The sequence below is a fragment of the Pseudomonas sp. A-B-19 genome (genome assembly GCF_019947515.1).
Taxonomy (GTDB): domain Bacteria; phylum Pseudomonadota; class Gammaproteobacteria; order Pseudomonadales; family Pseudomonadaceae; genus Aquipseudomonas.
This window is the reverse complement of sequence record NZ_JAGYGN010000011.1, coordinates 144,858-165,526: the sequence shown is the minus strand read 5'-3', so window position 1 is coordinate 165,526 and position 20,669 is coordinate 144,858. Positions and strand designations below refer to the sequence as shown.

Below are 20,669 nucleotides of genomic sequence, written 5' to 3'. Positions count from 1 at the left end.
GCCTGTAAGGAACCGCCAAATGAACCACGACGTCATCATCACCTGCGCACTCACCGGTGCTGGCGACACGACCAGCAAGAGCCCACACGTGCCGGTCACCCCGAAACAAATCGCCGCTGCCGCCGTGGAAGCCGCCAAGGCCGGTGCCACCGTGGTTCACTGCCATGTGCGCGACCCGCAAACCGGCAAGTTCAGCCGTGACGTGGCGCTGTACCGCGAAGTGATGGAGCGCATCCGCGAGGCAGACGTGGACATCATCGTCAACCTCACTGCCGGCATGGGCGGCGACCTGGAAATCGGCGGTGGCGAGAATCCGATGGAGTTCGGCCCGAACACCGATCTGGTCGGCCCGCTGACCCGCCTGGCCCACGTCGAAGAATTGCTGCCGGAAATCTGCACCCTAGATTGCGGCACCCTGAACTTCGGCGACGGCGACACCATTTATGTCTCCACCCCGGCGCAACTGCGCGCGGGTGCCAAACGCATTCAAGAGCTGGGCGTTAAAGCCGAGCTCGAAATCTTCGACACCGGTCACCTGTGGTTCGCCAAGCAGATGATCAAGGAAGGCCTGCTCGACAACCCGTTGTTCCAGCTGTGCCTGGGCATCCCTTGGGGCGCGCCAGCGGACACCACCACCATGAAAGCCATGGTCGACAACCTGCCGGCCGATGCGGTCTGGGCCGGCTTCGGTATCGGTCGCATGCAGATGCCGATGGCAGCGCAAGCGGTACTGCTTGGCGGCAACGTGCGCGTCGGCCTGGAAGACAACCTGTGGCTGGACAAGGGCGTGCTGGCGACCAACGGTCAACTGGTCGAGCGTGCCGGCGAAATCCTCAGCCGCCTCGGCGCCCGCGTCCTGACCCCGGCTGAGGGCCGGGCAAAAATGGGCCTGACCAAACGCGGTTGATCAAACCTACGCATACCCCTGTGGGAGGGCTTTTGTGGCGAGGAGGCTTGCCCCCTCGCCACAGAGCCCGCCCCCACAAGGGATCACCAAACTCTTCAGGAAGTCACCATGAGCTTTATCACCGAAATCAAAACCTTCGCAGCGCTGGGCAGTGGTGTCATTGGCAGCGGCTGGGTATCCCGCGCCCTCGCCCATGGTCTGGATGTAGTGGCCTGGGACCCGGCACCCGGCGCCGAAGCCGCCTTGCGCAAACGCGTCGCCAATGCCTGGGGCGCACTGGAGAAACAAGGCCTGGCGCCGGGTGCATCGCAGGATCGCCTGCGCTTTGTCGCGACCATCGAAGAGTGCGTGCGCGATGCCGATTTCATTCAGGAGAGCGCCCCGGAACGACTGGAGCTGAAACTGGACCTGCACAGCAAAATCAGCGCAGCAGCCAAGCCCAATGCATTGATCGGCTCCAGCACCTCCGGCCTGTTGCCGAGCGAGTTCTACGAGAGCGCCACGCACCCGGAGCGCTGCGTGGTCGGTCACCCGTTCAACCCGGTTTATCTGCTGCCGTTGGTGGAAGTGGTCGGCGGCAAAAACACCGCCCCTGAAGCGGTGCAAGCCGCGATGAAGGTCTATGAATCCCTGGGGATGCGCCCGCTGCATGTGCGCAAGGAAGTGCCGGGCTTCATCGCCGACCGTCTGCTCGAGGCGCTGTGGCGTGAGGCTCTGCACCTGGTCAACGACGGCGTGGCGACCACCGGTGAAATCGACGATGCCATCCGCTTCGGCGCCGGTTTGCGCTGGTCGTTCATGGGTACGTTCCTGACTTACACCCTGGCCGGTGGCGATGCCGGCATGCGTCACTTCATGGCCCAGTTTGGCCCGGCGTTGCAATTGCCGTGGACCTACCTGCCGGCACCGGAGCTGACCGACAAGCTGATCGATGACGTGGTCGATGGCACCAGCGATCAACTGGGCAAACACAGCATTTCGGCGCTGGAGCGCTATCGTGATGACTGCCTGCTGGCGGTGCTGGAAGCGGTGAAGACCACCAAAGCCAAGCATGGCATGGCGTTCGCCGACTGAACACTGCAACCCCTGTAGGAGCTGGCTTGCCAGCGAAGACGCCAGTGCCTCCACCGCCATTTTTTTGCGGTGCTGAAATCGCCTTCGCCGGCAAGCCGGCTCCTACAGGTATTCATGACCTCAGGATTTGATGACATGCCCACCCTCACCACCTACCAAACCACCATCATCCCCGACTGGGTCGACTACAACGGCCACCTTCGCGACGCCTTCTACCTGCTGATTTTCAGCTACGCCACCGACGCGCTGATGGATCGCCTGGGCCTGGACAGCAACAGCCGCGAAGCCAGCGGCAACTCGCTGTTCACCCTCGAACTGCACCTCAACTACCTGCACGAAGTGAAGCTCGACGCGCAAGTCGAAGTGCACACCCAAATCATCGCCCACGACAGCAAGCGCGTGCACCTCTATCACAGCCTGCATCTGGTCGGTGATGCCCGGGAACTGGCAGGCAACGAACAGATGCTGCTGCACGTGGATCTCGCCGGGCCGCGTTCGGCGCCGTTCAGCGAACTGTCCTTGAGCCGGCTGCAAGCCATCGTCGCCGAACAGGTAGACCTGCCAGCACCCGAGTACATTGGCCGAGTGATCGCATTACCCCCAAAAAAATAACAAGGAGATCGCCATGAACACCGCCGCTGCATTTGCCGACTTTCGTACCTATCCGTTGATCAGCGCGCTGACTGGCGCGCAGACTCTGGCGGACCGTGTTCTGGTGAAGTGGGCCGATAACCGTGTCAGCCCTTTCCATCATCAATGGCTGCGGGACAACTGCCCGTGCCCGCAATGCGTCTACACGGTGACCCGCGAGCAAGTACTGGAAATCGTCGATGTGGCTCAAGATCTGATGCCTGACCAAGTGCGCATCGATGATGAAGGTTGCCTCTCGATTGATTGGCAGGACGGCCACTGCAGCCGCTTCGACCCCGGCTGGCTGCGCGCCCACGCCTATGACGATGATTCCCGCGCCGAGCGCCAGCAGCGCAAGCCGAAAGCCAGGCTCTGGCACAACGATTTGCAGTTGCCGGTGTTCGAGTATCAAGCGCTGATGAACGACACCAACGCCTTGTTGCAATGGTTGTTGGCGGTACGGGATGTCGGATTGACCCAGGTCCGTGGTGTACCCACCGAGCCCGGCGCCCTGAAACTGATCGCCCAACGGATTTCCTTCATCCGCGAGAGCAATTTCGGCGTGCTGTTCAACGTGCAATCCAAGGCCGACGCCGACAGCAACGCCTACACCGCGTTCAACCTGCCGCTGCACAGCGACTTGCCAACCCGTGAGTTGCAACCGGGGCTGCAGTTCCTGCATTGCCTGATCAATGACGCCGAGGGCGGCGAGAGCATTTTCGTCGATGGTTTTGCCATCGCCGACGCCTTGCGTCGGGAGGATCCGGAATCCTTCAAGAGTCTCTGCGAGATCCCGGTGGAGTTTCGCAACAAGGATCGTCACAGCGACTACCGCTGCCTGGCGCCGATCATTGCCCTGGATGCGTTGGGGCAGGTGTCGGAAATCCGCATGGCGAACTTTCTGCGCGGACCGTTCGATGCGTCGGTGGAACAGATGCCCAGGCTCTATCGCGCCTACCGGCGCTTTATCGCGATGACCCGCGAGCCTCGATTCAGGTTGATGCAGCGGCTCAATCCCGGGGAGCTGTGGTGCTTCGACAACCGCCGCACCCTGCATGCCCGCAACGCCTTCGACCCGGCCACCGGGGCGCGGCATTTCCAGGGTTGCTATGTCGACCGGGATGAGTTGTTGTCGCGCATCCTCGTGTTGCAACGTTAAACCGAGTCATCGTTCATCGCGAGCAAGCTCGCTCCCACATTCGATCACATTCCTCTGGGAGAACTCGGTCAACTGTGGGAGCGAGCTTGCTCGCGATGGCGCCTGGACAGACACCTCATATTTCCCTGATTCACAGACAAAAAAAGCCCCGATCAAGCCGTGACAGGATCGAGGCAGAGGGTACTGTTGAGGAGCTGCCATGCGAGGGTGACCAAACCTTCGTGAAGCGAGCTGAGTCCAGTGTGCCCACTACCCCGCGAGCCAGGTTAGCCGAAAACGACATGTTCATAACCAATCGAGCCATTGCGACAATTCGTCCTTGCCGACACCCGGCACCCCTACCAGAATCGAACCACGACACCGTTCCCTGAAGAAGGATTGCGTCATGATGCACGCCGATTTGATAGACCAGGAAGACCTGTTGGGCCAGCTCAAGGCGTTGGGATTCAACGTACCCAATGGAGCCACCGCCGAGCAGGCTTGCGAGTGCGTGGTAAGGGGCCTGGACGATGCTCGGGCGTATGAGCTTCGCAAGATGGTCAAGGAGATGTACACCAGCAGCGCGACGATCCTGCCGGCAGTGCGCCAGGCCATCGACAAACAATTGCTGCCGGCGTTGTCGGAGTACCAGCAGAGCCATCGCGGCTGACAGAAAATCAAAAGATCGCAGCCTGCGGCAGCTCCTACAGTTGAAACACGTTCCCTGTAGGAGCTGCCGCAGGCTGCGATCTTTTAATGGCTTCTCGGTTTAAATCCTAACGCTGGCAAACGTCGACTCATTACGCGCCTGGCTCAGCGCCGACAACGGCCCGGACAACGGCGACAGCACCAGCGCTTGCGGCAGCGGCATCATCGCCACCTGCTGGGTCGTGTTGGACCCTACGCGCTCGTCACGCGGTGGAATGCCGAAGTATTCGCGGTAGCACTTGGAGAAGTGCGGCGTGGACACGAAACCGCACACCGACGCTACTTCGATGATCGACATCGGCGTTTGCTTGAGCAATTGCCGGGCGCGGATCAGGCGCAGCTTCAGGTAATAGCGCGACGGCGAACAGTGCAGGTACTTCTGGAACAGCCGCTCGAGCTGACGACGGGACACCGCGACATACACCGCCAGTTCGTCGAGGTCGATCGGCTCTTCGAGGTTGGCCTCCATCAGCGCCACGATTTCCTGCAATTTCGGCTGGTTGGTGCCGAGCATGTGCTTGAGTGGCACACGCTGGTGATCCTGCTCGTTGCGGATACGCTCGTAGACGAACATCTCGGAAATGGCGGCCGACAGTTCACGCCCGTGATCGCGGCTGATCAGGTGCAGCATCATGTCCAGCGGCGCGGTGCCGCCCGAGCTGGTGAAACGGTTACGGTCGAGGGTGAACAGCCGGGTGCTCATGGCTACCCGTGGGAAAGCTTCCTGCATCGCGGCCAGACATTCCCAGTGCACGCTGCAATCGAAACCGTCGAGCAGGCCGGCGCAGGCCAGGGCCCAGCTGCCGGTGCACACCGCGCCGAGGCGGCGGGACTGGCGAGCCTGGCTTTGCAGCCAGGACACGTGTTCGCGGGTCACCGTGCGCTGGATGCCGATGCCACCGCAAACAATCACGGTGTCCATTGGCGGGGCCTTGTGCATGGAGGCGTCGGGGGTGATCTGCAGGCCGTCACTGGCCCAGACCTGACCGCCATCGACGGTCAGGGTGGTCCAGCGATACAGCTCGCGACCGGACAACTGGTTGGCCATGCGCAGGGGTTCCACTGCGGAGGCCAGGGAAATCAGCGTGAAATTGTCCAGCAGCAGAAAGCCGATGGATTGAGGCGCACGGTTCTGGGGTTGGGCCCCGGAGTTGAACGTCGTCATCGCGGTATCTCCTCACACAAAGCGGGTGATGGCCTCAGGCGGAGGCTCTTGTTATGGCCATCGTTCTCGCGTGGGAGACGGGCTTTGTAATGACAGAGCAATTGCCATGCCTATTTTTGAATGTGCGTTCAATAACTCCTGAAAACGACGTCGGAATGTGACTACATATGTCTTGCAAGGCAGGGGGATTTAAATGGCCATCAGGGCTGGCAAGCGCACTGGCCCACACGCTGTGAGCAATTCGGTAGCACTTGTGGGAACGGCGTTGCGCCGAGTCGGAAGGAGTGTCACCGCAGGCACGGGTGACGAGCGGTCGGAGCTCTGGATGAGACCCGACCACCGGTGACACGGGTTATCTGTTAGCGACGCGCCAAAAGGTGGCGCGTTTTAAATCGGGTGTTCACTTAGCGCGCAGTTTTGACTGGTCTGACGGTGTGTAGGAGCTGGCTTGCCAGCGAAGAGGCCAGTACATCCGACACATCTTCAGTGGTAGAGCCACCGCTTTCGCTGGCAAGCCAGCTCCTACAGGGACAGGTGTGTCAGCACTCGACGGCGCTAACCGCCAACCCACCCCGCGATGTCTCTTTATATTTGTCATGCATATCGGCACCGGTATCGCGCATGGTGCGGATCACCCGGTCCAGCGAAATAAAGTGCTGGCCATCGCCCCGCAATGCCATTTGCGCGGCATTGATCGCTTTCACCGCAGCAATCGCGTTGCGCTCGATGCATGGCACCTGGACCAGTCCACCGACCGGGTCGCAGGTCAGGCCGAGGTTGTGCTCCAGACCGATCTCCGCCGCGTTGCACAGTTGCTCCGGTGTGGCGCCAAGAATTTCCGCCAGCCCGGCCGCCGCCATGGCGCAGGCCGAACCGACTTCGCCCTGGCAACCGACTTCGGCACCGGAGATCGAGGCGTTCTTCTTGCACAGGATTCCCACTGCCGCCGCACTGAGGAAGTAATCCACGACATTGGCGTCGGTCACCGCTTCGCTGAACTTCATGAAGTAGTGCAGTACCGCCGGAATGATCCCCGCCGCGCCGTTGGTCGGTGCCGTGACCATGCGCCCGCCGGCGGCGTTTTCTTCGTTGACCGCCAGGGCGAACAGGTTGACCCACTCCATGGCGCTCAAGGTCGAGCCGATCACGTTGGGTTTGTTCAGTTCCTGCAGGCTGCGGTGCAGCTTGGCCGCACGACGGCGCACGTTCAGCCCGCCGGGCAGGATGCCTTCGTGCTTCAGGCCTTGTTCGACGCAATCTTGCATGGCGCGCCAGAGCTTCATCAGGCCGCTGCGGATTTCGTCCTCGCTGCGCCACACCCTCTCGTTAGCCATCATTAACTCAGCCACGCGCAGCTTGTGCTTTTTGCACAGCTCCAGCAGCTCGGCCGCACTGGAAAAGTCATAAGGCAACACAGTGCGGTCGAGGTCGACGACACCGCTGGAGGCCTGAGCCTCATCGACGACAAAACCGCCGCCGACCGAATAGTAGGTGTCGCGATGCAACTCGCCGTCATCACCCTCGACAACCAAAGTCATGGCGTTGGGGTGGAATGGCAGGTTCTCGTCGATCAGGCGCATGTCCCGGGCCCAGATGAAGGACACCGGCAAGCGACTGTCGAGCAACAGCGTATCGGTTTCACGCAGGGTGGCGATGCGCATGCCGATTTGCGACGGATCGATCGCATCCGGCCACTCACCCATCAGGCCCATGATCACGGCATTGTCGCTGCCGTGGCCGATACCGGTGGCCGACAAAGAGCCGAACAGTTGGACTTCGACACGCCGCACCTGCTCAAGCAACCCGCGCTCACGCAGGCCTTGCACAAACAAAGCCGCCGCCCGCATAGGCCCCACGGTATGTGAACTGGAAGGGCCGATGCCGATTTTGAACAAGTCGAAAACACTGATAGCCATTACTGCCGAACTCCTGGATGGGCCCACTGCGCACGCAAAAGCGCACGGTGACGGAGCTGCTACGCTCAAGCTGCAATCCGCCGAGATGAGCGCATCATCAAGCTTTTATCCAGTTGTTCGACGTCTCTAACCGACGCACTCATGCCCAGCAGCGCCGCGTGTCTTTTACGCCGTGTTTTCGCCGTTTTTTTGCGATTCAGAGGGGGAAATCGGGCTGAAAAAATCTGTAAACGACGTCACCGACACTGGATGCGACCATCCCTGTACTGGATACGACGCACCCTGTAGGCGTCAGATTTTCACTGGTACATGATCATATCGACTCGATTGCAAGGCGACGTGGTAGAGCTGTCTCCAGAACGCCATCCAACCGCAACCTATAAGTGCGGTGGTCCAGTCGGAACACTGCCAAAAAAAACACCAAGGAGTCCATCCATGAAAGGTTCCCCGTCGTTGTTGTTGGCCGCCATGCTTAGTCTGCCGGTTCTGGCGCAAGCCGCAGAACCGGCACAGTGCAGCACCGTAAACTTCTCCGATGTCGGCTGGACCGACATCACCGCGACTACCGCGACCACCAGCGTTGTGCTCAACGCCCTTGGCTACAAGACCAAGACCACCATGATTTCCGTTCCCGTGACCTACAAGTCGCTGGCCGACGGCAAGAACATGGACGTGTTCCTGGGCAACTGGATGCCGACCATGGAAAACGACATCAAGGCCTACCGCGATGCCGGCACCGTGGAAACCGTGCGTACCAACCTCAAGGGCGCCAAGTACACCCTCGCCGTCCCTCAAGCGCTGTACGACAAGGGGCTGCATGACTTCGCCGATATCGCCAAATTCAAGAAAGAGCTCGATGGCAAGATCTACGGCATCGAGCCTGGCAACGACGGCAACCGTCTGATCCAGAGCATGATCGACAAGGATGCCTTCGGCCTGAAGACCGCCGGTTTCAAAGTCGTCGAATCCTCCGAAGCAGGCATGCTGTCGCAGGTCGACCGCGCGCAGAAACGCGACACCGCCGTGGTGTTCCTCGGCTGGGCGCCGCACCCGATGAACAAGCGTTTCAAGATTCAATACCTGACCGGTGGTGATGACTTCTTCGGCCCGGACTTTGGTGCCGCCACCGTAGCGACCAACACCCGCAAGGGTTACGCACAGGAGTGCAGCAACGTCGGTCAGCTGCTGAAGAACCTGGAGTTCACCGTCGACATGGAGAGTGAACTGATGGGCAACATCCTGGACGACAAGATGAAGCCTGACGCGGCCGCCAAGGCCTGGCTGAAAAAGAATCCACAGGTGCTCGATACCTGGCTCGCTGGCGTGACCACCATTGACGGTAACCCTGGCCTGGAGGCCGTGAAAGCCAAACTGGCCAAGTAATCGCTTATGCCGGGCGGCCTCGGCCGTCCGGGCTGTTAATTACCTTGCATGCGGACGTTCACTACCATGCTGATTGATCAGAAAATACCCTTAGGCCAGTACATCGCGGGCTTCGTTGAATGGTTGACGCAACACGGCGCCAGCACCTTCGACGCAATCGCCGTGACACTGGAAACGATGATCCACGGCGTGACGTTTGCGCTGACCTGGTTCAACCCGCTGGCACTGATCGGCCTAATCGCACTACTGGCACACTTCATTCAACGCAAATGGGGTCTGACCGCGTTTGTCGTTGCCTCCTTTCTGCTGATCCTCAATCTGGGGTACTGGCAGGAAACCATGGAAACCCTCGCCCAGGTGCTGTTCGCCACCCTGGTCTGCGTGGTCATCGGCGTGCCGCTGGGCATCGTCGCCGCGCACAAGCCGATGTTCTATACTTTAATGCGTCCGGTACTCGATCTGATGCAGACCGTACCGACCTTCGTGTACCTCATTCCTACCCTGACCCTCTTCGGGCTGGGTGTGGTCCCGGGCCTGATCTCCACGGTGGTGTTCGCGATTGCCGCGCCCATCCGCCTGACTTACCTGGGTATCCGCGATGTACCGGAAGAATTGATGGACGCCGGCAAGGCCTTTGGCTGCTCGCGCCGTCAGCTGCTCTCGCGAATCGAACTGCCCCACGCCATGCCAAGCATCGCGGCAGGCATCACCCAGTGCATCATGCTGTCCCTTTCGATGGTGGTGATCGCGGCACTGGTGGGCGCCGATGGCCTGGGCAAACCGGTGGTCAACGCACTGAACACTGCCGATATCGCCCTGGGCTTCGAAGCAGGCCTGGCGATCGTACTGCTGGCGATCATGCTCGACCGTATCTGCAAACAACCCGACGCCAAAGTAGGGGGTGACGCATGAGCATTATTCGCTTCGATAACGTTGACGTTATCTTCTCCAAGGATCCACGCGAGGCGCTCAAGCTGCTGGATCAGGGCATGACCCGTAACGAGATCCTGAAAAAGACCGGGCAGATTGTCGGCGTTGAAAAAGCCAGCCTGGATATCGAAAAAGGTGAAATCTGCGTGCTGATGGGCCTGTCCGGCTCCGGCAAGTCCAGCCTGCTGCGCTGCATCAACGGCCTCAACACTGTCAGCCGTGGCAAGTTGTTCGTCGAGCACGAAGGCAAGCAGATCGACATCGCGTCCTGCAGCCCCGCCGAACTGAAAATGATGCGCACCAAGCGCATTGCGATGGTGTTCCAGAAGTTCGCCCTGATGCCTTGGCTGACCGTTCGCGAAAACATCAGCTTCGGTCTGGAAATGCAGGGTCGTCCCGAGAAAGAACGACGCAAGCTGGTGGACGAAAAGCTTGAGCTGGTGGGCCTGGCCCAGTGGCGCAACAAGAAACCCGATGAGCTGTCCGGCGGTATGCAACAGCGCGTGGGCCTGGCCCGTGCCCTGGCGATGGACGCCGACATTCTGCTGATGGACGAACCGTTCTCGGCACTCGACCCGCTGATCCGCCAGGGCCTGCAAGACGAACTGCTGGAACTGCAACGCAAGCTGCACAAGACCATCGTCTTCGTGAGCCACGACCTTGATGAAGCGCTGAAACTCGGCAGCCGTATCGCGATCATGAAAGACGGCCGGATCATCCAGTACAGCAAGCCGGAAGAAATCGTCCTCAACCCTGCGGACGACTACGTGCGGACCTTCGTGGCTCACACCAACCCGTTGAATGTACTGTGCGGTCGCAGCCTGATGCGCACCCTGGACAACTGCAAACGCATCAACGGTTCGGTATGCCTCGATCCGGGTGGCGATTCGTGGCTGGACCTGGCCGACGGCAACACCATCAAAGGCGCGCGCAAGAACGGTTCGAGCATGGACCTGCAGAACTGGATGCCGGGGCAAGCCGTCGAAGGCCTGGAACGCAAGCCGACTCTGGTGGACTCCAACATCGGCATGCGCGATGCGTTGCAGATTCGTTATCAGACCGGCAACAAGCTGGTGCTGCACGACAACAACAAGGTGGTGGGGATTCTCGGCGACAGCGAGCTGTATCACGCGCTGCTCGGCAAGAACCTGGGATAAGGCAACAGAAACGAAAACGCCGCGAGAGATCGCGGCGTTTTTGTTTGAACGCATTGCTTGAATCAACGCTACCCCTGTAGGAGCTGGCTTGCCAGCGAAGGCGGTGCGTCAGATACACCGCTGCGTGGCATTCGCTGGCAAGCCAGCTCCTACAAAGGCAATGCGGTGCGTCAGATACACCGCAGTGAGGCATTCGCTGGCAAGCCAGCTCCTACAAAGGCTGTGTGCCGGGCTTCCCGTTCACTCAGCTATAGACGCGGCCAAGGAGCTGCCGATGGCTTTCAAACTGATCGAGCACGTCACGGGTGATCTGATCCTGGGTGAAGCCCATCAAGTCGTAGTCCTGGCTACCGTTGTGCAGGTACACCTCGGCACGGTAGTAACGCTGACGCGCCTCATCGGACTGGGCCGATTCGGTCGGTGTGGCCAGGTAACCGTCCAGGCTGACTTCGTAGACGAAAGGATTGCCCTCTTCCATCTCGACCCGCACGCCCATGCAGCGCTTGGACTTGCCCAACAGCGTCTGCACCTGCAGACCCTGAGCGCGCATTTGCACCGTCGCATCTTCCAGCGCCGGGCTGACGTGCTTGTCCATGAAACGCTGCACGACCGACTGGCTCGGTTGCAGGTCCAGTTGGGTCAAGCGCTCGCTGAAACCACGACGACCGCGTGCCGCCAGCTCGGCTTGTTCCTGTTCGATCTGCACATCCTGGCGCATAGCCTTGTGCAAGCCGAACATGAAGAACACCAGTACCACCGAGAACGGCAGACCGGCCAGCACCACCATGGTTTGCATGGCTTCGAAGTTGCCGGCGAACAACAGGCCGATGGTCACCAGGGTGATCACCGCCGACCAGAAGATCCGCAGCCAGTGCGGTGCGTCTTCATCGACGGTGCCGCCCTTGCAGGACAGGTTGGCCATCATCACTGCGCCGGAATCCGCCGGGGTCAGGAACAGCACAAAACCGACAAAGATCGACACGCCGATCACCACTTTCGACGCCGGGTAATGCTCAAGCAACTGGTAGATCGCCATGGATGGCTGCTCCAGCGCCGTCTTCCCGAGTTCTACCGCCCCGTGGTTCATCACCAGGTCCAGGGCCGAGTTGCCGAAGATCGACAGCCACGCCAGGGTGAAGCCCAGCGGAATCAGCAGCACGCCGGCGACCAGTTCGCGCACCGTGCGACCACGGGAAATACGCGCGATGAACATGCCTACGAATGGCGCCCAGGAAATCCACCAGGCCCAGTAGAACAGGGTCCACAAGCCCAGCCAGCGATCGGACTTCTCACTGTCGCCTTCATACACATAGAGGTCGAAAGTCTTCAGCACCACGCCGTTCAGGTAATCACCGACGTTCTGCACGAAGCCGTTGAGCAGGTGCAGAGTCGGGCCAAACAACAGGACGAAAATCAGCAGGCCGCTGAACAGCACGATGTTGAGGTTGGACAGACGACGGATGCCGTTTTCCACGCCCGACACGGCAGCGATGGTCGCCACGGTGCTCATCACGATGATCACGATCAGCAGGTTGGTGTTGTTGTGCTCCATGCCGAACAGGTTTTCCAGCCCCGACGACACTTGCAGCGAACCAATCCCCAGGTTGGTCACCAGCCCCAGCAGGGTCACGAACATGCCAAAACCGTCTACCGCATGCCCGGCCGCGCCCTTGACCCAACGCTCGCCCACCAGCGGATACAGCGCCGAACGCAACGCCAACGGCTGGTTATGACGGTAGGCAAAGTACGCAACGGCCAAACCGACCAGTGCGTAAATCGCCCAGCCGTGCAGGCCCCAGTGCAGGAATGTCAGCTGCACGGCCTGACGGGCGGCAAGGTTGCTGCCGGCCACGCCCTCCGGTGGGTTGAAGTAGTGGTCGAGCGGCTCGGAAGCACCGAAGTACAGCAACGAGATGCCGATACCCGACGAAAACAGCATCCCCGCCCAGGCGCCGTAGCTGAAGTCCGGGGTGTCGTCCTTGCTGCCGAGCTTGAGTTTGCCGTAGGACGAAAACGCCAGGCCGACGACAAAAATCAGGTAGGCGGCAATCACCACCATGTAGTACCAGCCGAAGCTGCGGGACAGCCAGGCTTGTGCCGTACCCAGCATTCTGCCGGCCTCTTGCGGGGCGATGATCAGAATGGCGGTCAACAACAGAATCAACGCGGTAGAGGTGTAGAACACCCAACCGTTGACCGTCACCTTCTCGGGTGGGGTCTTTATTAGTGAGGCAGAACTCATGGCACAGATGCTCCGGGCAGTGCGAGAGAAGAACGCAAGACAAACGGGTTACCCGACCAATCGGTTAGTTGGCAGCCGACCGTCGGGTGATATAAAGACAGCCCGAAAAAAGCCCGAAACCCCTGGAGCGCCGCAGCGCGTAGGTTTCGAGCAGTTTCGGAAGTCGTTTTTTCCGCCGCTACATGTAGGAAAAATCTGTAGGCAGCGACGATTTGTCGCAGATCTTATTCTTTGTTGATTGAACGTTCAATCAAAACAAAATAGACTGGCCTTCAACCCGGTAGCCGTCCTGCGTCCACCGGAAGGCCTAAGGAGATGTGCAAGATGCCCAAGGTCGGTATGCAACCCATCCGCCGCCAGCAATTGATCGAAGCCACTTTGCAGGCCGTCGATCGGGTCGGGATGGGGGACGCCAGCATTGCGCTGATCGCCCGTTTGGCCGGTGTCTCGAATGGCATCATCAGTCACTACTTTCAGGACAAGAATGGCCTGATCGCCGCCACCATGGGGCACCTGATGACGGTCCTGAGCGAGAGCGTCACCGCGCGTCGACAGGCGCTGAAAGATGACAGCCCCCGGGCGCATCTGCAGGTGATCATCGAAGGCAACTTCGACGCCAGCCAGGTCAATGGCCCGGCAATGAAAACCTGGCTGGCCTTCTGGGCCACCAGCATGCACCAGCCGTCTTTGCACAGGTTGCAGCGGATCAACGATCACCGTCTGTATTCCAACCTGTGCTGCCAGTTCCGCCGTGTGCTGCCGCTCAATGATGCGCGTAGTGCCGCCCGGGGCCTGGCAGCGTTGATCGATGGCTTGTGGTTGCGCGGCGCGCTGTCGGGAGATGCTTTCGACACTGAGCAGGCGCAACGGATCGCTTACGAATACATGGATATCCAACTGGCCAAGCGGGTGAGTTAGAGCACACATAAACGCTCAACCACCGGACCGTGCCAACCACTTAATGCTCTTGCGAGGACTTTATGGCCCGTTTCGAACTGCAAAAACTCTACATCGATGGCGCTTACAGTGACGCCAGCAGCGACGCCACTTTCGAAGCCATCAACCCGGCTAACGGCGAAGTCCTCGCAAAAGTACAACGTGCGACCAAAGAAGACGTCGAGCGCGCGGTGGTCAGCGCCGAAAAGGGCCAGAAAATCTGGGCCGCGATGACCGCCATGGAGCGTTCGCGCATCCTGCGTCGTGCCGTGGAAATCCTGCGCGAGCGCAACGACGAACTGGCCGCCCTGGAAACCCTGGACACCGGCAAGGCCTACTCCGAAACCCGCTACGTCGACATCGTCACCGGCGCCGACGTGCTGGAGTACTACGCGGGCCTGGTACCGGCCATCGAAGGCGAGCAGATTCCGCTGCGCACCACTTCGTTCGTCTACACCCGTCGCGAGCCGCTGGGCATCGTGGCCGGTATCGGCGCGTGGAACTACCCGATCCAGATCGCCCTGTGGAAATCCGCACCAGCCCTGGCCGCCGGTAACGCGATGATCTTCAAACCAAGTGAAGTCACCTCGCTGACCACCCTGAAACTGGCCGAGATCTACACCGAAGCCGGTGTGCCGGCTGGCGTGTTCAACGTCCTGACCGGCAGCGGCCGCGAAGTCGGCACCTGGCTGACCGAGCACCCGCGCATCGAGAAAGTCTCCTTCACCGGCGGCACCGACACCGGCAAGAAAGTCATGGCCAGTGCTTCGGCTTCGTCGCTCAAGGACGTGACCATGGAACTGGGCGGCAAGTCGCCGCTGATCATCTGCGACGACGCCGACCTCGATCGCGCCGCCGACACCGCGATGATGGCCAACTTCTACAGCTCCGGCCAGGTCTGCACCAACGGCACTCGCGTGTTCGTACCGGCTCACCTGAAAGCCGATTTCGAAGCCAAGATCGTTGAGCGTGTTGCGCGCATCCGCGTCGGTAACCCGCAAGACGAAAACACCAACTTCGGCCCGCTGGTCAGCTTCGCCCACATGGAAAACGTGCTGGGCTACATCGCCAAGGGCAAGGAAGAAGGCGCCCGCGTCCTGTGCGGCGGCGAACGCCTGACCGACGGCGAATTCGCCAAAGGTGCATTCGTGGCCCCGACCGTGTTCACCGACTGCACCGACGACATGACCATCGTGCGTGAAGAAATCTTTGGCCCGGTGATGGCGATCCTCACCTACGAAACCGAAGAAGAAGTGATCCGCCGCGCCAACGACACCGACTTCGGCCTGGCCGCCGGTATCGTCACCCGCGACCTGAACCGCGCTCACCGCGTGATTCATCAACTGGAAGCCGGTATCTGCTGGATCAACGCCTGGGGCGAGTCCGACGCGAAGATGCCGGTTGGCGGCTACAAGCAGTCGGGTGTCGGCCGTGAGAACGGCATCAGCTCGCTGAACAACTTCACCCGCATCAAATCGGTACAGGTCGAGCTGGGCGATTACGTCTCGGTGTTCTAACCCCGAGTCTTGTATTGCCTGCGAGGCCCCCTTCGCGGGCAAGCCCGCTCCTACAAAGGGCAGCGCATGACCTGTAGGAGCTGGCTTGCCAGCGAATCGAGTGCGCAGCACTCGTCAGGCCTGACCTGACCAACTTCAAAGAGGGTGCATTCAATGTCCCAAGAATTCGACTACATCATCATCGGTGCCGGCTCGGCCGGTAACACCCTGGCGACCCGTCTGACCGAAGACGCCGGCGTCACCGTCCTGCTGCTCGAAGCGGGCGGCCCGGACTACCGCATGGATTTCCGCACGCAGATGCCGGCCGCCCTGGCGTTCCCGCTGCAAGGCCGTCGCTACAACTGGGCCTACGAAACCGATCCCGAGCCGCACATGGACGGTCGCCGCATGGAATGCGGTCGCGGCAAGGGCCTGGGTGGTTCTTCGCTGATCAACGGCATGTGCTACATCCGCGGCAACGCCATGGATTACGACGGCTGGGCGAAACTGCCAGGCCTGGAAGACTGGTCGTACCTGGACTGCCTGCCGTATTTCCGTAAAGCGGAAACCCGCGACATCGGCCCGAACGACTACCACGGTGGCGACGGCCCGGTCAGCGTGACCACGCCGAAAGCCGGCAACAACCCGCTGTTCCACGCCATGGTTGAAGCCGGCGTGCAGGCCGGTTACCCGCGTACCGAAGACTTGAACGGCTACCAGCAGGAAGGCTTCGGCCCGATGGACCGCACCGTGACGCCCAAAGGTCGTCGTGCCTCCACCGCCCGTGGTTATCTGGACGTGGCCAAGAAGCGTTCGACCCTGACCATCGTCACTCACGCCCTGACCGACAAGATCCTGTTCGAAGGCAAGCGTGCGGTCGGCGTGCGTTACCTGGTCGGCGCGGCTGAAGAGCGCGTTGAGGTCAAAGCGCGCAAGGAAGTGCTGCTGTGCTCCGGCGCCATCGCTTCGCCGCAGATCCTGCAACGCTCCGGCGTCGGCCCGGCCGAACTGCTGAACAAGCTCGACATTCCGGTGGTCCACGACCTGCCAGGCGTCGGTGAAAACCTGCAGGATCACCTTGAGCTGTACCTGCAGTACGCCTGCACCCAACCGGTTTCGCTGTACCCTTCGCTGCTCTTGCACAACCAGCCGGCCATCGGTGCCGAATGGCTGTTCAACGGCACCGGCATCGGCGCCAGCAACCAGTTCGAAGCTGGCGGTTTCATCCGCACCCGTCCGGAATTCGAATGGCCGAACATCCAGTACCACTTCCTGCCAGTAGCGATTAACTACAACGGCAGCAATGGTGTGAAAGAGCACGGTTTCCAGGCGCACATGGGTTCCATGCGTTCGCCAAGCCGCGGGCGCATCCAGGCCAAGTCCAAGGATCCGCGCCAGCACCCGAGCATCCTGTTCAACTACATGGCCACCGAGCAGGACTGGCAGGAATTTCGCGACGGCATCCGCCTGACCCGGGAAATCATGCAGCAGCCCGCGCTGGACGCCTTCCGCGGTCGCGAGATCAGCCCAGGCATCGAGGTGCAAACCGACAAGCAACTGGACAAGTTCATCCGCGAGCACGCCGAAACCGCGTTCCACCCGTCCTGCTCGTGCAAGATGGGCACCGACGAGATGGCTGTGGTCGATGGCGAAGGTCGTGTGCATGGCATGCAAGGCCTGCGTGTGGTCGATGCGTCGATCATGCCGATCATCACCACCGGCAACCTCAACGCACCCACGATCATGATGGCCGAGAAAATCGCCGACAAGATCCGTGGCCGCAAGCCGTTGCCGCGCAGCCAGGCCAGCTACTACGTAGCGGGCGATGCGCCGGTGAAGGGCAAGCCGGTGCGGGAAGTGAGCCAGACGGCGTAAGGCGTTACACCGCGTCACGGCCAATCGCGAGCAAGCTCGCTCCCACAGGTTTTGGGTTGAATTGCAGATGTGCGATCAACCTGGATCCCTGTGGGAGCGAGCTTGCTCGCGATGGGGCCGTGACAGTCCACACACATCTTGCGGCCAAACCCATTTATCCCTCCCCACTCCGATCCAAACTTGATCCTCCCCCCGCGCAAGCCTAATCTAGCGCCACGCAATCGTTTCACCTCTCCCTTCGCAACACCGCTCCATCGCCACTCCATTTCCAGGAGGTTCACGAATGTTCGATTTCCATCCCCAGCTCAAGCAGCGCTTTGCTGCCTTGCGCACGGGTGCCGAATTCTTTTCCCTGCGTTATGTGCGCGAATCCGGGCAGTACCTGTCGGTGCGCAAGAACGTCGCCGAACCACCGAGCCTGAGCCGTGACGAAGGGGCGATGCTGACCGTACGGGTCAATGGCGTCGAGGCCTACGCGGCCACCAACGACCTGTCACAACAGGGCCTGCAAGCCGCCCTCGAACGCGCCGAACTCCAGGCCCGTCGACTCAAGCCCCACGCTTTGCTGGACCTGCGCGAGCAGGCTGTTTCCAGCGACCGCGCCGATTACTTTTCACCCAACCTCGACCAGGCCTTCCCGTCCCTGAGCGACTGCTACCAACTGCTCGGCACCGAGTCGGCCGCCGTGCCCAAGGACGAGCGCCTGGTGAACTGGCAGGTCAGCCTCGGGATTACCCACGTCGAGCAGATCTACCTCAACAGCGCCGGTGCCGAACTGCGCCAGGCCCAACGCTTTGTGTACCCTGGCCTGGACGTCACGGCCTACGACGGCAACGACAGCCAGACCCGCAGCCTTGGTCGCGAGAACTTCGGCCAGCAAGGCGCGGCGGACGTCATCAGTCGCTGCGGCCTGATCGGTGCCGGTGCCCTGGTGGCCGATCAGGCCCTGCAATTGCTCCTGGCGCCGAACACCCCGCAAGGCAAGCGCGACCTGCTGCTGATGCCCGACCAGATGATGCTGCAAATCCACGAGTCCATCGGCCACCCGCTGGAGCTGGACCGCATCCTCGGCGACGAGCGCAATTACGCCGGCACCAGTTTCGTCAAAGCCAGCGATTTCGGCCGCCTGCAATACGGTTCCGGCCTGCTCAACGTGACCTTCGACCCGGACATCCCCGAGGAACTCGCCAGCTACGGCCATGACGACGACGGCACGCCCGCCAGCAAACAGTTCCTGATCCGTGAAGGCCTGTTGCTGCGCCCGCTGGGTGGTGCGTTGTCGCAATTCCGTGCCGGCATGGACGGCGTCGCCAACAGCCGTGCCTGCGGCTGGAACCGTCCGCCCATCGACCGCATGGCCAACCTCAACATCGAACCTGGCGATCAGTCCATCGAACAGCTGATCGGCGGCATCGAACACGGCGTGCTGATGTCGACCAACCGCTCATGGTCGATCGACGATGCGCGCAACAAATTCCAGTTCGGCTGCGAATGGGGGCAAATTATCGAAAACGGCGAACTCAAAGGCGTGGTGAAAAATCCCAATTACCGGGGCATTTCCGCGCAGTTCTGGAAGAGCCTCAGCGCCGTCGGCGATGCCAGTACCCTCAAGGTCCTCGGCACACCGAACTGCGGCAAGGGTGAACCGAACCAGGTTATCCGCGTCGGCCACGCGTCACCGGCCTGCGTGTTCAGCAATGTCGATGTATTCGGAGGAGACGCCTGATGAATCCTTCAAACAGCCAGTGCGTGTCGTTCAAGGCACTGGTCAAAAGCTTGCGTGAAGCGCTTCGCGAGCCTGAGCAGTTCACCCTCAGCTACGCCGCCGAATCGTCAGCCTTCGTGCGCTTCAACCACGCCAAGGTGCGTCAGGCCGGCCAGGTGCAGCAGGCGAGCATCGGCCTGAAACTGATCAACGAAGGCCGCCATGCCGACCTGCACATCACCCTGGCCGGCGATCCGCAGGTGGATGCGCAGCGCCTGAGCGAAGGTCTGCAACAGTTGCGTGAAACCCTGCCACTGCTGCCTGCGGACCCGTACTTGCTGCTCAACCACAACGGCTGGCAGAGCAACAATGTGCAGTCGCACCCGCTGCCGGACACCGAGCAGGTCGTCGCGCAAATCACCCAGGCCGCCGAAGGCCTGGATCTGGTCGGATTCTATGCTGCAGGGCCTATCAGTCGTGGCTTTGCCAGTTCTTCGGGCGCCTTCGGCTGGCATCAGGCCAACAGTTTCAATTTCGACTTCAGCCTGTTCCACGACAATGGCCAGGCGGTGAAAGCCAGCTACGCCGGGCACGACTGGAGCAGTGAAGGCTTTGCCAAACGCTTCCAGCAAGCCCGCGAACAGCTCAAGTTTCTGGGTCGGCCGCTGCGCACCTTGGCGCCCGGCCAGTACCGCGCCTACCTGGCTCCGGCGGCGCTGGAAGAAATCATGGGCATGCTGTGCTGGGGTGGTTTCTCGGCTCAGTCGATTGCCAGCAAAAGCAGCCCGCTGCAAAAGCTCTACGGGGGTGACAGCGCTTTCAGTCTGTTGGTCTCGCTGGATGAAAAAGTCAGCGGCTCGCTGAGCCCGGCGTTTTCCGATGAGGGTTATCCGCGCAGCGACCTTAAGTTGATCGTCGACGGCAAGGCCGGGGCACAACTGGTCGGCTCGCGCAGCGCCGCTGAATACGGTTTGACTGCCAATGGCGCCAGCGGCGGTGAATCACCGAGCGCCCTGAACATGAAAGCCGGGGCATTGCCTGACGCGGACATCCTCAAGCAATTGGGCACGGGGCTGTACATCAGCAACCTGTGGTACCTGAACTTCTCGGATCAACCGGCCGCACGCCTGACCGGCATGACCCGCTTTGCCACGTTCTGGGTCGAGAACGGCGAGATCCAGGCACCGGTCAGCACCATGCGTTTTGATGACAGCGCCTTCAGCCTGCTCGGTTCGCAACTGGAAGCGTTGACCCAAGAGCGGGAGTTGTTGCTGTCGGCCAGTACCTACAGCCAGCGGGCGACGGCTTCGGCATTGTTGCCGGGGGCGCTCGTAAACCGGCTCACATTAACGCTGTAACCACAAACTCCCGGTACACCGGGAACCTTGTGGGAGCGAGCTTGCTCCG

The 20,669-nt window shown here is 60.9% G+C and carries 16 protein-coding genes; 13 read left to right on the top strand and 3 right to left on the bottom strand.

Annotation, left to right across the window (positions count from 1 at the left end):
• The first annotated feature begins 19 nt into the window (after positions 1-19).
• The 5 genes from KGA81_RS14980 (at position 20) to KGA81_RS14960 (ending at position 4,419) form a co-directional block, all read left to right on the top strand.
• Positions 20-907 (top strand): 3-keto-5-aminohexanoate cleavage protein, encoded by an 888-nt coding sequence (locus KGA81_RS14980; protein WP_108216978.1) that lies wholly within the window; start codon positions 20-22, stop codon positions 905-907.
• Positions 908-1,015: 108 nt separating this feature from the next.
• Positions 1,016-1,981: an L-carnitine dehydrogenase gene (locus KGA81_RS14975; protein WP_223546975.1), complete on the top strand. Its 966-nt coding sequence runs from the start codon at positions 1,016-1,018 to the stop codon at positions 1,979-1,981.
• Positions 1,982-2,116: 135 nt separating this feature from the next.
• Positions 2,117-2,593, top strand: a complete 477-nt coding sequence (locus KGA81_RS14970; protein ID WP_223546974.1) for a thioesterase family protein — start codon at positions 2,117-2,119, stop codon at positions 2,591-2,593.
• 13 nt (positions 2,594-2,606) lie between these two features.
• Positions 2,607-3,770, top strand: coding sequence for a gamma-butyrobetaine dioxygenase (locus KGA81_RS14965; protein WP_223546973.1), 1,164 nt, complete (start codon positions 2,607-2,609; stop codon positions 3,768-3,770).
• Positions 3,771-4,155: 385 nt separating this feature from the next.
• Positions 4,156-4,419 carry a hypothetical protein gene (locus KGA81_RS14960; protein WP_223546972.1) on the top strand — a complete coding sequence of 88 codons (264 nt, stop codon included), beginning with the start codon at positions 4,156-4,158 and terminating at the stop codon, positions 4,417-4,419.
• A 99-nt stretch (positions 4,420-4,518) separates the two neighbouring features.
• Here KGA81_RS14960 and KGA81_RS14955 read toward each other — a convergent pair whose 3' ends face one another.
• Both KGA81_RS14955 and KGA81_RS14950 read right to left on the bottom strand, forming a co-directional pair.
• Positions 4,519-5,622: a GlxA family transcriptional regulator gene (locus tag KGA81_RS14955; protein ID WP_223546971.1), complete on the bottom strand. Its 1,104-nt coding sequence runs from the start codon at positions 5,620-5,622 to the stop codon at positions 4,519-4,521.
• Between the two features lie 539 nt (positions 5,623-6,161).
• Entirely contained in the window at positions 6,162-7,538 is a 1,377-nt protein-coding gene (locus tag KGA81_RS14950) for an L-serine ammonia-lyase (RefSeq protein ID WP_223546970.1), read from the bottom strand.
• Positions 7,539-7,973: 435 nt separating this feature from the next.
• On the opposite strand from KGA81_RS14950, the gene KGA81_RS14945 reads away from it, so the two are divergent.
• The 3 genes from KGA81_RS14945 to choV all read left to right on the top strand — a co-directional run bounded on the left by KGA81_RS14945 (position 7,974) and on the right by choV (position 11,008).
• Entirely contained in the window at positions 7,974-8,921 is a 948-nt protein-coding gene (locus KGA81_RS14945; protein ID WP_223546969.1) for a choline ABC transporter substrate-binding protein, read from the top strand.
• 66 nt (positions 8,922-8,987) lie between these two features.
• Entirely contained in the window at positions 8,988-9,833 is an 846-nt protein-coding gene (gene choW / locus KGA81_RS14940; RefSeq protein WP_223546968.1) for a choline ABC transporter permease subunit, read from the top strand.
• Positions 9,830-11,008: a choline ABC transporter ATP-binding protein gene (choV, locus tag KGA81_RS14935; RefSeq protein WP_223546967.1), complete on the top strand. Its 1,179-nt coding sequence runs from the start codon at positions 9,830-9,832 to the stop codon at positions 11,006-11,008. The genes choW and choV overlap by 4 nt, the downstream gene beginning before the upstream one ends.
• A gap of 244 nt (positions 11,009-11,252) precedes the next feature.
• Here choV and KGA81_RS14930 read toward each other — a convergent pair whose 3' ends face one another.
• Complete coding sequence (locus KGA81_RS14930; RefSeq protein WP_223457004.1) at positions 11,253-13,193, bottom strand: BCCT family transporter; 1,941 nt, start codon at positions 13,191-13,193, stop codon at positions 11,253-11,255.
• Positions 13,194-13,574: 381 nt separating this feature from the next.
• Here KGA81_RS14930 and betI point away from each other — a divergent pair, with 381 nt between their 5' ends.
• From betI to KGA81_RS14905, 5 genes are all read left to right on the top strand, one after another.
• Complete coding sequence (gene betI, locus KGA81_RS14925) at positions 13,575-14,168, top strand: transcriptional regulator BetI (protein ID WP_223546966.1); 594 nt, start codon at positions 13,575-13,577, stop codon at positions 14,166-14,168.
• Positions 14,169-14,230: 62 nt separating this feature from the next.
• Positions 14,231-15,703 (top strand): betaine-aldehyde dehydrogenase, encoded by a 1,473-nt coding sequence (betB, locus tag KGA81_RS14920; RefSeq protein ID WP_223546965.1) that lies wholly within the window; start codon positions 14,231-14,233, stop codon positions 15,701-15,703.
• 153 nt (positions 15,704-15,856) lie between these two features.
• A complete protein-coding gene (gene betA, locus KGA81_RS14915; RefSeq protein WP_223546964.1) occupies positions 15,857-17,557 on the top strand; it encodes a choline dehydrogenase in 1,701 nt (566 codons plus the stop codon).
• 283 nt (positions 17,558-17,840) lie between these two features.
• Complete coding sequence (locus tag KGA81_RS14910; protein ID WP_223546963.1) at positions 17,841-19,283, top strand: TldD/PmbA family protein; 1,443 nt, start codon at positions 17,841-17,843, stop codon at positions 19,281-19,283.
• Entirely contained in the window at positions 19,283-20,620 is a 1,338-nt protein-coding gene (locus KGA81_RS14905) for a TldD/PmbA family protein (protein WP_223546962.1), read from the top strand. Before KGA81_RS14910 ends, KGA81_RS14905 begins: the two co-directional genes overlap by 1 nt.
• Positions 20,621-20,669: the final 49 nt, after the last annotated feature.

Excerpts from the sequence above, each read along its gene's own strand:
- choW (WP_223546968.1), top strand. The coding sequence starts at position 8,988 with ATGCTGATTGATCAGAAAATACCCTTAGGCCAGTACATCGCGGGCTTC.
- choV (WP_223546967.1), top strand. The coding sequence starts at position 9,830 with ATGAGCATTATTCGCTTCGATAACGTTGACGTTATCTTCTCCAAGGAT.
- betB (WP_223546965.1), top strand. The coding sequence starts at position 14,231 with ATGGCCCGTTTCGAACTGCAAAAACTCTACATCGATGGCGCTTACAGT.
- KGA81_RS14955 (WP_223546971.1), bottom strand. The coding sequence starts at position 5,622 with ATGACGACGTTCAACTCCGGGGCCCAACCCCAGAACCGTGCGCCTCAA.
- KGA81_RS14970 (WP_223546974.1), top strand. The coding sequence starts at position 2,117 with ATGCCCACCCTCACCACCTACCAAACCACCATCATCCCCGACTGGGTC.
- KGA81_RS14910 (WP_223546963.1), top strand. The coding sequence starts at position 17,841 with ATGTTCGATTTCCATCCCCAGCTCAAGCAGCGCTTTGCTGCCTTGCGC.
- KGA81_RS14975 (WP_223546975.1), top strand. The coding sequence starts at position 1,016 with ATGAGCTTTATCACCGAAATCAAAACCTTCGCAGCGCTGGGCAGTGGT.
- KGA81_RS14950 (WP_223546970.1), bottom strand. The coding sequence starts at position 7,538 with ATGGCTATCAGTGTTTTCGACTTGTTCAAAATCGGCATCGGCCCTTCC.
- KGA81_RS14905 (WP_223546962.1), top strand. The coding sequence starts at position 19,283 with ATGAATCCTTCAAACAGCCAGTGCGTGTCGTTCAAGGCACTGGTCAAA.
- KGA81_RS14960 (WP_223546972.1), top strand. The coding sequence starts at position 4,156 with ATGATGCACGCCGATTTGATAGACCAGGAAGACCTGTTGGGCCAGCTC.
- betI (WP_223546966.1), top strand. The coding sequence starts at position 13,575 with ATGCCCAAGGTCGGTATGCAACCCATCCGCCGCCAGCAATTGATCGAA.
- KGA81_RS14945 (WP_223546969.1), top strand. The coding sequence starts at position 7,974 with ATGAAAGGTTCCCCGTCGTTGTTGTTGGCCGCCATGCTTAGTCTGCCG.
- betA (WP_223546964.1), top strand. The coding sequence starts at position 15,857 with ATGTCCCAAGAATTCGACTACATCATCATCGGTGCCGGCTCGGCCGGT.
- KGA81_RS14980 (WP_108216978.1), top strand. The coding sequence starts at position 20 with ATGAACCACGACGTCATCATCACCTGCGCACTCACCGGTGCTGGCGAC.
- KGA81_RS14965 (WP_223546973.1), top strand. The coding sequence starts at position 2,607 with ATGAACACCGCCGCTGCATTTGCCGACTTTCGTACCTATCCGTTGATC.